Origin of the sequence: Kitasatospora sp. NPDC048296, assembly GCF_043201815.1 — a bacterium.
Classification (GTDB): domain Bacteria; phylum Actinomycetota; class Actinomycetes; order Streptomycetales; family Streptomycetaceae; genus Kitasatospora.
On the sequence record NZ_JBICZB010000014.1, the window covers coordinates 101746 to 113610 of the forward strand.

Here is an 11865-nt window from a genome sequence, read left to right on the forward strand (position 1 = left end):
CGACAGGGAGGCGTTCACCCGGCTGCACGCGGCTGAGGCCGTTCGGGGGTCGGGCGGTTGCTCCTCAGGAGTGCTGAACCAGCCCCCAGGACTTAAGTCCTTGGATAGGACAATCCGGAAGTCACTCGGGCGTCCCGTTAGACTGTTAAGGACGCATCAAGATCCTTGAGCAGGAATCCGGGCGTCACAGGGCGCGCCGGGAAGTCTGGTCGGCAACTGCACCACCCGTGCATCCGTTGCCGCTCCCAGCCCCTCAGGAGGTCCCGCGTGACCGACCAGCCGCCCGTCCACGAGCCGACGACCCGCCGCCGGCAGCTTCTCGGCCGGCTGTCACTGCCCGAGCGCACCTTCGTCACCGCCGCCCTGCGCACCGAGACGGTCGGCGGCGTGCTGCTGCTGGCCGCCGCCGTGGTCGCGCTGATCTGGGCCAACGTCTGGCCGCACGCGTACGAGAGCGTGCTCGACTACACCGTCGGCCCGTCCGCCCCGCTCCACCTCGACCTCACCCTGGCCGGCTGGGCCAAGGACGGCCTGCTGACGATCTTCTTCTTCGTGGCCGGCATCGAGCTCAAGCGGGAGTTCGTCGCGGGCGAGCTGCGCACCCCGAGCGCCGCGCTGCTGCCGGTGATCGCCGCCGTCTGCGGCGTCGCCCTGCCCGCGATCCTGTTCTCCCTGGTCAACTCCGGCAGTGGCGGCCACCCCGGCGGCTGGGCCATCCCCACCGCCACCGACATCGCCTTCGCGCTCGGCGTGCTGGCCGTGGTGGGTAGCCACCTCCCGTCGGCGCTGCGCGCCTTCCTGCTCACCCTGGCCGTGGTCGACGACCTGATCGCGATCCTGATCATCGCGATCTTCTACAGCTCCGGGATCAAGTTCTGGGCGCTCGGCCTGGCCTTCGCCGGCCTGGTGCTGTTCTGGTTCCTGCACCGGCGCGGGGTGAAGGGCTGGTACCTGTTCGTGCCGTTGGCCGTGGTGGTCTGGGCGCTGATGCACGAGAGCGGCATCCACGCCACGGTGGCGGGCGTCGCGATGGGCCTGATGCTGCGCTGCCACCGGGAGGGCGACGAGCAGCACTCCCCCGGCGAGCACATCGAGCACCTGGTCCGCCCGATCTCCGCCGGGCTGGCCGTCCCGCTGTTCGCCCTGTTCGCGGCCGGGGTGTCGATCTCCGGCCCGACGCTGCGCGAGGTGTTCACCCAGGCCACCCCGCTCGGCATCGTGATCGGCCTGCTGGTCGGAAAGACGGTGGGCATATTCGGCGGCACCTGGCTGGCCGCCCGGTTCACCCGGGCCGAGCTGAACCCGCAGCTCAAGTGGGCCGACCTGTTCGCCGTCTCGGTGCTCGCCGGCATCGGCTTCACCGTCTCGCTGCTGATCAGCGAGCTGGCCTTCCGGAACGACCTCGCGCTGGCCGACCGGTCCAAGACCGCCGTCCTGGTCGGCTCGCTGCTCTGCGCGCTGGTCGCCACCGTGCTACTCAAGCTGCGTAACCGGCACTACCGCGCGCTGTGCGACGAGGAGGACCGGGACTCGGACGGCGACGGCGTCCCGGACGTCTACCAGGAGGACGACCCGGCCTGGCGGGCGCGGGTCTCCGAGACCGCCCGCCACCTGCCCGGCGAGAGCCCCGGAACCGGCCGCTGAGTCCCCGACGGGCTTCCCACAGGACTGCGGGAAGCCCGTCCCCGAGGGCTCGGAAACGCCTTGCGCAAGCGGGACACGCCCCCCGGCAGGGCCCCGGAGTGGTGTCCGACTGACCGGTAGGGGCATGATTCTGAGCTGTCGACAACCCACTGACGCCTCCGGGACCCCCACCGGCACCGGAACCGCACCCGCGACGGCGTCACGCCGCAACAGCCGCAGAGGAGAACCGCTGATGCCCGCAGGAGCCGCAGACCCGTCCAGCAACGGCCGGGCGCCCTACGAGGGCGAGCGTTCGGTGGGGCAGCTGTTCGCGGCGGCCACCGCCGACCTCACCGCGCTGGTTCACGACGAGATCGCGCTCGCCAAGTCCGAGATCAAGGCGGACGTCAAGCGCGGCGTCTCCGGTGGCGTCTTCTTCGCCGTCGCCGGGGTGCTCGCCCTGGCCGCCATCCCGATGGTGAGCATCGCGATCGCCTTCTTCTTCCATTGGCTGGGCGTGCCGATGGGCTTGTCGTTCGTGCTCTCGGCAGCCGTCCACTTCATCCTCGCGGTGCTGGTCGGGCTGCTGGCCTGGCGTTTCATCAAGAAGATCCAGAAGCCCGAGCGCACCATCGAGGGCGCCCAGAAGACCGCCGAGGTGCTGAAGAACGTCCGGCCGCGCCCGGCCACCCAGGAGGAGATCGACCGGGGCCTGGGCCGCATCCCGTAACGGACCCGACTCCGCAGGACCCCGCCGGACACGCACCCGAACCCGCCGACGGCGAGTGCCGGGCACGTGTCCGGCGCACGGATGTGACACGCTCTCGGTATGCCGCTTGACCAGAAGCCCGCGCCCGCGCAGCCGTCCGCCGATTCCGGCCCCGACTCCGGCCCCGACTCCGGCCCCGAGCTGGCCCCGGAACAGGAGACCGGGCAGGAGACCGGACCGCAGACCGGACAGGAGCCCGCCGAGGCCTGGAGCATCCGGCAGTCCGGCCCGTGGACGCACCGCGACCTCGCGGCCAACGGCGCCCGCTTCCACATCGCCGAGCTGGGCTCCGGCCCGCTGGTGCTGCTGGTGCACGGCTGGCCCGAGTACTGGTGGGCCTGGCGACACCAGCTGACCGCGCTCGCCGAGGCCGGCTACCGCGCGGTGGCGCTCGACCTGCGCGGCATCGGCGGCAGCGACCGCACCCCGCGCGGCTACGACCCGGGCAACCTCGCCCTGGACATCACCGGTGTGATCCGCTCGCTCGGCGAGCGCCGGGCGCACCTGGTCGGGCACGCCTCGGGCGGCACCCTGGCCTGGGTGGCGGCGGTGATGCGCCCGTCGGTGATCCAGAGCCTCACCGTGGTCTCCGCCGCGCACCCCCGGGACCTGCGCCGGGCGCTGCTGACCGACCGCAAGCAGATGGCCGCCTTCGAGCACGTGCTGGGCTTCCAGCGGCCGTGGATACCGGAACGCCGTCTGGTGGCCGACGACGCCGCGCTGGTCGGCCGCTACCTGGACGAGTGGACCGGGCCGACCAAGATTGACGGGACGGCGGTGCACGCGTACCGGCAGGCGATCCAGATCCCCAGCACCGCGCACTGCTCGATCGAGCCGTACCGCTGGCTGCTGCGCTCGATGGCCCGCCCGGACGGCATCCAGTTCGCCCGGCGGATGAAGAAGCCGATCACCGCGCCGACGCTGCACGTCCAGGGCGCCGCGGACCCGGTGCTGCTGTCGCACACCGCGCTCGGCGGCGGCGAGTACGTGGCGGCGCCGTACCGTTGGCGGCTGCTGCCGGGGGTCGGGCACTTCCCGCACGAGGAGGCGCCGGAGGAGTTCACGGCCGAGCTGCTGGACTGGGTGGGCCGCCACAAGGACTGACCGTCCGGGCCCCAGGGGATCAGCCCACGGGATCAGCCCCGGGATCGGCCAGGGATCGGCCAAGAGCTCATTCCGGGAACCGACCGGGGCGCCGGGGAAGGGACCTTTGGCCCAACTCCCTTGGCGCAAAACTCATATGCCAAGCGCATAGGCCAATTTCGACGGACCCGGGCGGTTACCCTCACCGGCCCAGGGGCATCAATTCCGGTATGACCTGGATGCCCGATCGCGGCGCCGCCCCGCGCGGCCGACGCCACAACAGCCCCCAGCGTTCCGCGCCCCGCCCGGACTGGGCGGAGGACCTCGGCTTCGAGGGCCTCGACAGCCGTCAGCGCGGGGCGCAGCGGCAGCTCGGCATCCCGCGCATCCTCGGCCGGCGCGCCCGGTGGGTGGGCGCACGACTGCGGCGCGAGACCTGAGGTCTCGCGCCGCTTCGGCAGGCTGGTCAACAGCCGGTCAGTTCACCATGGTCGGGGACAGCGCGGTGAACCAGAGCAGGACGAAGGTCGCCACCGACATGATCGGCACCAGCACCTTGGTCTCGACGTTGTTGCCGCTGCGCTTGATCAGCACGATCTCGTAGCGCTCCTTGTGCGGCCACAACAGCGGCGCGCCCTTCTTGGTCAGACAGTCGCCCAGCAGGTGCGCCAGGGTGCCCAGCGCCGCCGCGTACGGCAGCCAGCCGGGCGAGTTGGGCATCCAGGTGTTCATCCCGAAGGTGCCGAGCGCGGACAGGCCGATGACGGTGATCCACACCTCCGGGCCGTGGCCCGGCGGGCACAGCCGCAGGGCCTTGATCGCGAGCGCCAGCAGGAAGAACGTCAGCCCGAGCGTGAAGTAGCGGCCCAGGTAGGTGACGCCGGCCCAGGTGCCGCCGCCCATCAGCGCGACGAACAGCAGCGAGTGGGTGGCGTGCCGGTGACCGCCGGAGGCCCAGGCCACGAAGCGGCAGAGCGCCTTGGAGACCGGGCCGAGGAAGTTGGCGATCGAGCCGTCGTGGTGGTCGAGGTCCGGCAGCAGCGCCGCGCCCGCGCACAGCACCGTGCCCATCAGTATGTCCGCCGGCTGCAGCGTGGTGTGGAGCAGCAGCGGGGGCAGGAACGGAGCTGAGGCCGCGTACAGCATCGCCCCGCTCACCGCGTGCGAATGACCCATCATCGGACTACCACGACCTCCCGTTGAGCTCACTCCGGGGACGGCGCCCGGTTGAGCCGAACGGGTGAGCGCGGCCGAGGCTACCAGGGCGGACTGACGGTGCGACGGATTCCGCACCGGCGCCGCGCCGACGCCCCACCAGCGCCGCACCGGCCGAACGACCAGCGTCGGCGAACCAGGAAACCCGGCGCCGCACCGGCCGAACGACCAGCCTCAGAGCGCGCAGCCCTGGGTGTCCACCCGGGTGTTCGCGGTGCTGCCCGCCTGCGCGTCCTCACGCACCTCGGCCGAGGTCAGCACGTATCCGGTGTCCCCGCTGTCCAGGGACTTGGCGAACACCACGCCGTACACCTGGCCGTCCGGGGTGAGCAGCGGGCCGCCGCTGTTGCCCTGACGGACCAGCGAACGCACCGAGTACACGTCGCGCACCACCTGGCCGCGGTGGTAGATGTCCGGGCCGTTGGCCTGGATCCGGCCGCGGATGCGGGCGGGCTGGACGTTGAAGGCTCCGTTCTCGGGGAAGCCCGCGACGATCGCGCTGTCGTTGGTCTTGGCCTCGCCCGCGAAGGTCAGCGGGGGCGCGTTCAGCTTGGGCACGTCCAGGACGGCGATGTCGCGCTGCCAGTCGTAGCGGACCACCGTCGCGTCGTACAGCTGGCCGACGCCGCCGATCTGCACGGTCGGCTCGTCGACGCCGCCGACCACGTGGGCGTTGGTCATCACCCGGTGCGGGGCGAAGACGAAGCCACTGCCCTCCAGGGTCTTGCCGCAGGAGGTCGCGGTGCCGACCACCTTGACCAGGCTCTGCCGGGCCTTGGCCACCGCCGCGCTGCCGGCCAGCGCCGGGTCGGGGGTGTCGACCTGGGTGATCGGCTCGTGCTCGAAGGGGTTGAACACCTGCGGGAAGCCGTTGCGGGCGAGCACCTTGGAGAAGTCCGAGAACCAGTTCGGCGCGTCGCCGGGCAGCGCGCTCTGGACGCCGCCGAGGATCGCCGAGGATCGGACCTGCTTGGAGACCGTCGGCAGGGACGTCCCGGCCAGCGCGGAACCGATCAGCCAGGCCACCAGCAGCATCGAGATCACATTGACCACCGCGCCGCCGGCCGCGTCCAGCACCCGGGCCGGGCGGCGGTCGATGTGCCCGCGCAGTTTCCAGCCGAAGTGCGCGGTGATCGCCTGGCCGATCGCGGCGAAGGTGATCACCACCACGACGGCCACCACCGAGGCCGTGGTGCCGGGGCTGAGGTGGTCGAGCAGCAGCGGCAGCAGCTGGACGGCCAGCAGACCGCCGCCGAGGAAGCCGACGAGCGACAGGACGCCCACCACGAAGCCCTGCCGGTAGCCCGAAATGGCGAATCCGACGGCGGCGAGGATCAGCAGCACATCCAGGACGTTCACTCCGACACCCTCCCACGCTTCGCGGACCCGCCGCGCCGACGGCCCGTCACGAGGTGTCGGCGTCGCCGCCCGGCAGGGCGCGGGAGTGCTCGAGGTCACCCTGGACCAGCGCGAGCGCCTCGTCCGAGAGGTCGACGATCCGGGACGGGTCCCAGGGCAGCTCCAGGCCGCTGTGGTGCAGCACCCGGTCGATCACCCCGGCGGTGAAGCCCCAGACCAGCCGCCCGGCGACCGCGAAGGCCGGCCCGATGTGCCCGGACGGGTGCCGCAGCCGGACCCGGTTCGCCGGGTCGGCGAGGTCGGCGATCGACACCCGGAACACCGCGCCGGTCTCGCCCTGGTCCACCGGGCGCACCGGCGACTCCTCGCGCCACCAGCCCAGCACCGGGGTCACCACGAAGCGGCTCACCGGGATGTACAGCCGGGGCAGCTCCGCGAAGACCTGCACCCCGGCCGGGTCCAGGCCGGTCTCCTCCCAGGCCTCGCGCAGCGCCGCCGCGATCGGGCCGGGGCCGTCCGGGTCGCCGTCCTCCGGGTCCAGCGCGCCGCCCGGGAAGGACGGCTGGCCGGCGTGCGAGCGCAGCGAACGGGCCCGCTCGATCAGCAGCACGTCCGGACCGTCCGGGCCCTCGCCGAACAGCATCAGCACCGCGGCCGCCCGGCCGCCCTCGTGCGGCGGCAGAAAGCGGCTCAGCTGCTCGGGCAGCACCCGCTCGGCCGCGTCCCGGACCGGCTGCAGCCAGGCCGGCAGGCCGTCCCGCTCGATGGCGCCGGCCGTCATGCGCCCACCGCCAGGTCCGCGACCTGCCCCTGGTGGGCGGCGGCGTCGGCCCGGGCGGCCGCCTCGCCGGGGAAATCCGACGGTGGCTTCAGCCGTTGGCCGGGTTGGCCGCCCATCTCGTACTTGAGCAGCTTGCGGGCCTTCTCCGGGTCGGTCTCGCCCTCCCCGTACGCGGGGCAGAGCGGCGCGATCGGGCAGGCCCCGCAGGCGGGCTTCTGGGAATGGCAGATCCGGCGGCCGTGGAAGACCACCCGGTGCGAGAGCATCGTCCACTCCGACTTCGGGAAGATCTCGGCGACGGCCAGCTCGACCTTCACCGGGTCCTCCTCGGTGGTCCAGCCGAACCGCCGGGCCAGCCGTCCGAAGTGGGTGTCCACGGTGATGCCGGGGACTCCGAAGGGTTCTCCCGTCTTAGGATCACGAGCGTTTCCGAGGACCACGTTGGCCGTCTTCCGGCCCACGCCAGGCAGTGTAAGCATCTCCTCCAGGGTCTTCGGCACCTCACCGCCGAAGTTGTCCCGCAGGGCGATCGACAGCCCGATCAACGACTTCGCCTTGTTCCGGAAGAACCCGGTCGGCCGGATGATCTCCTGCAGCTCCTCCGGGTTCGCCGCCGCCATGTCCTCCGGCTCCGGATACTTCGCGAACAACGCCGGCGTCGTCTGGTTCACCCGCAGGTCCGTCGTCTGCGCCGACAGCACCGTCGCCACCAGCAGCTCGAACGGCGTCTCGAAGTCCAGCTCCGGATGCGCGTACGGATACGTCTCCGCCAGGATGCGATTGATCTTCCGCGCCCGCCGCACCATCGCCAGATGCGACTCCGGCTTCCTCGGCTTCACCGCCGCCTTCTTCGCGGCCGGCTTCGGCGCCGCCGCCTTCCGGACCTTGCTCTCTGCCATGCACGAAGGCTACGCCGAAGAGCTGCTCCGGTTGCATCGCTTGCCCATGCCCGTAAGCCCGCCTCGCCGCAGGACAGGAAGCTGTGACGTCGCCTACCGATGCAGCGCCTCGGCCCGGCGGCGCCCCGTGGACCTGCTCATCCCCCCGTGCAGGGCTCCGGTTCGTGATGTACGCGGGGTCTGTAGGTCGCCCACGTCTTCGGGGTTTCCGACACCCGGACCGCCGTCAGTTCCGGCAACTGGTCGGTCCAGATGCCGAAGATCCACATGGCGAGGTTCTCGGCTGACGGGGAGACACCCCCCCCCATCGCCTCATTGAGGTGTCGGTGGTCGAGGGTGTCGTCCATCCACTTCTTGAAGGCATCGAGGTCACGGTAGTCGCGGACGAACCCGGCCTCGTTGAGTTCCTCGGGCCGGGCAGACAGTTCGAGCACCACGATGTAGTTGTGCCCGTGCATGCGGGCGCAGGGATGCCATGCGGGCAGCACGTCCAGCACATGGCTGGCCGAGAAGTGAAACTCCTTGGTGATGGTCAGCATGGTGTCCCCGCTCCGTGTACCTTCCCTGCTCTCCCGGCCCGTCCTATTCCCGCCACTCAGATCACTCCCTCGGTGTCGAGAATCCTTCGGTTGAGCGGGACCTCTTCCAGGAAGCGGCACCGCAGGTCGGCGTCGTCGATCAGCCCGGCCTTACGGGTCACCTCGGAGCGGGCGCGGTCAAGGAGTTCCTGGGCTTCACCTTCCGATCCTGCCGCACGCAACGCCGCTGCCGCGTCGTAGAGGACCTCCTCGGTACGTAGGGCGGGCATGTCACCGACCATGTCGAGTGTGCGCAGCGCCTCACGGGCCAGTTCATGAGCGGCCGCTGGCTCCCCCATCAGCAGGTGCGTACGGCTACGCAGAACCAGGGCCGCGATCTGGCTGCGGACCATGCCGGTGCTGTCGGTCTCCACCCGGGTCGCCAGCGCGAGGCGGTCTGCCCGGCGGACCGTGGCCAGGTCCCCGTCGGCGACGTCGAGCAGAACCTCGGCGAAAACGTTGCGGACGATCGGCACCAGATTGGCGAGCCATGTCCGCTGGGTCTCCAGCCAAGCGGCCTCGGCCAGTTCGAGGGCCTCTTCTCGGCGCCGCGAATCCATGGCGAGCAGTCGAGCGAGCAGAACGGCGTTGTAGGCGTGCCATCCGCTGTCACCGCCCCGCTTCTCCTCCGATGCGAGGGCCTCCCGCAGTACCGCTTCCGCCTGCGCCCACGATGCGGTGGCCATGTGCACCTGGGCGAGGTAGTTGAGCGCTATCGGCAGCTCGACGGCCATCGGCTCACGCCGGATCCGGTCGACGCACCGCAAGAGTCGGCCCAGTGCCTCACCGAGGTGCCCGCTGTCGAAGAGGCTGATGGCGAGCTGCATCTCCGCGAGGTTGCGGGCGTGCTGGAGCACGGGATCGTCGGTGGCGCCCAGGGTGGGGTCGGACGCGTACATGCGCTCGACCTCGCGTAGCTGCTCCAGGCCGTCCGCCAGTCGCCGCTTCGAGACCTGTCGGCCGTACTCGACCTTGGCGACGAAGAGCGCCACGGGGTCGCCCGCCTGGTCGGCCCGGTCCACCGCCTCACGGAGCTTCTCCAGGGACGGCTCCAGGCCCTGGGTCGCGAGCAGGGTCTTGCCGCGGAGCAGGGTCGTACGGGCGATCAGCCGGGCGTCGGCGCATCGCATGGCGGCCTGTTCCGCTTCGGCCGCAAGCGCATCGATGTCCGGTCCGCCGGCCGGCTGATGGCGGCCCCTCCAGCGGACCTCGGTCAGCGACAGCAGCAGCTCGATCGCGGCGATGAGACGGCGGTCCCGGTCCGGTTCCCTCTCCGGCAGTGCGCGGGACGCGCGGATGGCCACCTCGCAGTGCTGCTCCGCCTCGACGAAGGAGAGCCCGTCGAGCGCCGCCGAACGCGCGAGTGCGTAGTGAGCATCCGCCGAGGCCGCCAGGCAGGGCAGGCCGCCGCGGTCCAGATGGCCGGCGATCTCCAGCCGGCGTCCGAGGGCGGCGTCCGGTCCCGAGTGGGCGCTCAGCACCTGGGCGATCCGGGCGTGCCGGGAACGGCGCTGCTCCGTGGTCTGCTGGTCGTAGATCACCCGCCACAGGGCTCCGTGCTCGAACCGGTAGCAGTCCGCCTGGTCGCCTCGTGCCCACTCCGGGGGCTCGGCTTCGGCGACGATCAGCTGCTGCTCGTCGCCGATCCTGCGCAGGCGTTCGATCACGTCGTCGTGCGGCTCGCCGAGCGCCTCGGCCACGACGTTCGAGAGGAAACTGCTGCCCTGCGCGGCGGCCGTGGAGATCAGCCGCCGGTCCCGCTCGTCGAGCAGTCGCAGACGCGAGTCGACCACGCGGTTGAGACTGCGCGGCAGGGTGATCCGGTCGCTGTCAGGGTTCCACTCCTCCAGGCACATCCTGACGAAGACCGAGTGTCCTCCCGTGAGTTGGACCAGTTCGGCCGACAGCTTCGCGGGCGCTCCCGGGTGGCGGCGCTCGACCAGTTCCTGGACGGCCTCCGTCGGCAGGCCGGCCAGTTCCCGGTGCCGGGCGAGCCCCTGGCTCTCCCAGGTGTCCAACAGGGCCTCCACGGCCGCTGCGGAGCCGCCGTTCGGCTCCCGGTCCGGCGCGTGGCTGATCACCAGGGCCAACGGTTCACCGTCGAGACGCCGGACGAGCCTGTCCAGGACCAGCAGGCTGCTCGGGTCGATGTGCTGGATGTCGTCGACCAGCGCCAGGACGGGAAGGCCGTCGCGTGCCAGGTCCAGCAGCGCGTCGGCAATCCGGGCTGCGGCCCCGTGTTGGATCGGCATCACGCTGTCGAGTGGCAGCGAGCCGGAGCTGAGTGCGGCCTCGGTGACCTCCCTGCCGACCTTCCAAGCCGCGCCGAGCCCTGGCACGATCGCCGACAGAACCTCCGGAGCAGACGTCGCCACTCCCCGCCCGGCTCCGCGGAACACTCGGCTCCACCAGCCGGGCTGCTCGGCCTGGTCGTGGAGCTGCTGGAGCAGATCGACTGCCGGAGCGTACGTCAGTCCTGTGCCGATCTCCGGATAGCAGCTCGTCAGCACCACGCGGCATGCCTCTGGTGTCCCGGACCGCTCGCCGACACGACGAGCGAACTCGGCCAGCAGAGCGGACTTGCCCATGCCCGAACGTCCCCGTATCACCAGCGCCCCACCCCGCCGGTCGGCCAAGTCCGTCACCAGGCCGTCGAGTTCAGCCATGTAGTCGACACGGTCAACGAAGTCCGTCGGCACAGACACCCCCAGAAGTCACTGCTCAGGCCCAACCTGACACCTGCATACCGCACGACCCTATGCCAATGCATCCGACCGGCTACGGGTTTGCTCCACTGATCCACCAGGTGGCCGACAACAGCTCATTGCCTCGCCACTTCACCGACAGGACGCCCTGGTCCCGCTCTTCACGCCCAACAAGCCGCCGGACCGGTGCCGGCGGCTCACTGCCAAGGTCACGCCGCCGTCATGCTCGCCAGACCGAAGGGTTCTCCCGTTTTAGGATCACGAGCGTTTCCGAGGACCACGTTGGCCGTCTTCCGGCCCACGCCAGGCAGTGTAAGCATCTCCTCCAGGGTCTTCGGCACCTCACCGCCGAAGTTGTCCCGCAGGGCGATCGAGAGCCCGATCAACGACTTCGCCTTGTTCCGGAAGAACCCAGTCGGCCGGATGATCTCCTGCAACTCCTCCGGATTCGCCGCCGCCATGTCCTCCGGCTCCGGGTACTTCGCGAACAACGCCGGCGTCGTCTGGTTCACCCGCAGGTCCGTCGTCTGCGCCGACAACACCGTCGCCACCAGCAGCTCGAACGGCGTCTCGAAGTCCAGCTCCGGATGCGCGTACGGATACGTCTCCGCCAGGATGCGATTGATCTTCCGCGCCCGCCGCACCATCGCCAGATGCGACTCCGGCTTCCTCGGCTTCACCGCCGCCTTCTTCACCGCCGCCTTCGGCGCCGCTGTCTTCCGGACCTTGCTCTCTGCCATGCACGAAGGCTACGCCGAACCGTAAGCCCCGACGCCGGTTTCCCTTGGGGCAGTGCTGTCCGACCCCACCGGGGGAAACTCCTGGAAGTGGTAGCGGCGGGCCGCGGTGGTTT

10 protein-coding genes and 1 pseudogene are annotated in these 11865 nt (G+C 70.9%); 4 read left to right on the top strand and 7 right to left on the bottom strand.

Going from position 1 to position 11865, the window contains the following annotated elements; genetic code table 11:
- The first annotated feature begins 267 nt into the window (after positions 1–267).
- The 4 genes from nhaA (at position 268) to ACGF12_RS11740 (ending at position 3915) form a co-directional block, all read left to right on the top strand.
- A complete protein-coding gene (nhaA, locus tag ACGF12_RS11725; protein ID WP_393028122.1) occupies positions 268–1644 on the top strand; it encodes a Na+/H+ antiporter NhaA in 1377 nt (458 codons plus the stop codon).
- 232 nt (positions 1645–1876) lie between these two features.
- On the top strand, positions 1877–2353 hold the full coding sequence (locus ACGF12_RS11730; protein ID WP_387615760.1) for a phage holin family protein: 477 nt from the start codon (positions 1877–1879) through the stop codon (positions 2351–2353).
- 99 nt (positions 2354–2452) lie between these two features.
- Entirely contained in the window at positions 2453–3496 is a 1044-nt protein-coding gene (locus ACGF12_RS11735; RefSeq protein WP_393028123.1) for an alpha/beta fold hydrolase, read from the top strand.
- Between the two features lie 209 nt (positions 3497–3705).
- Entirely contained in the window at positions 3706–3915 is a 210-nt protein-coding gene (locus ACGF12_RS11740; RefSeq protein WP_393028124.1) for a hypothetical protein, read from the top strand.
- A 37-nt stretch (positions 3916–3952) separates the two neighbouring features.
- On the opposite strand, the gene ACGF12_RS11745 is transcribed toward ACGF12_RS11740, so the two are convergent.
- From ACGF12_RS11745 to nth (ACGF12_RS11775), 7 genes and pseudogenes are all read right to left on the bottom strand, one after another.
- Positions 3953–4654, bottom strand: coding sequence for a metal-dependent hydrolase (locus ACGF12_RS11745; RefSeq protein WP_393028125.1), 702 nt, complete (start codon positions 4652–4654; stop codon positions 3953–3955).
- A 210-nt stretch (positions 4655–4864) separates the two neighbouring features.
- A complete protein-coding gene (locus ACGF12_RS11750; protein WP_393028126.1) occupies positions 4865–6049 on the bottom strand; it encodes a MarP family serine protease in 1185 nt (394 codons plus the stop codon).
- A 46-nt stretch (positions 6050–6095) separates the two neighbouring features.
- Positions 6096–6830: an NUDIX hydrolase gene (locus ACGF12_RS11755; protein ID WP_393028127.1), complete on the bottom strand. Its 735-nt coding sequence runs from the start codon at positions 6828–6830 to the stop codon at positions 6096–6098.
- Entirely contained in the window at positions 6827–7729 is a 903-nt protein-coding gene (gene nth, locus ACGF12_RS11760; protein WP_393028128.1) for an endonuclease III, read from the bottom strand. The genes ACGF12_RS11755 and nth (ACGF12_RS11760) overlap by 4 nt, the downstream gene beginning before the upstream one ends.
- Positions 7730–7866: 137 nt before the next feature.
- The gene (locus ACGF12_RS11765) at positions 7867–8268 is read right to left on the bottom strand and encodes a 6-pyruvoyl tetrahydropterin synthase family protein (protein WP_393028129.1); all 402 of its coding nucleotides are present in this window, start codon (positions 8266–8268) and stop codon (positions 7867–7869) included.
- 56 nt (positions 8269–8324) lie between these two features.
- Complete coding sequence (locus tag ACGF12_RS11770) at positions 8325–10973, bottom strand: AAA family ATPase (RefSeq protein WP_393028130.1); 2649 nt, start codon at positions 10971–10973, stop codon at positions 8325–8327.
- A 302-nt stretch (positions 10974–11275) separates the two neighbouring features.
- Positions 11276–11752, bottom strand: a pseudogene (nth, locus tag ACGF12_RS11775) (endonuclease III domain-containing protein); the annotation flags it as partial.
- Between the last annotated feature and the right edge of the window lie 113 nt (positions 11753–11865).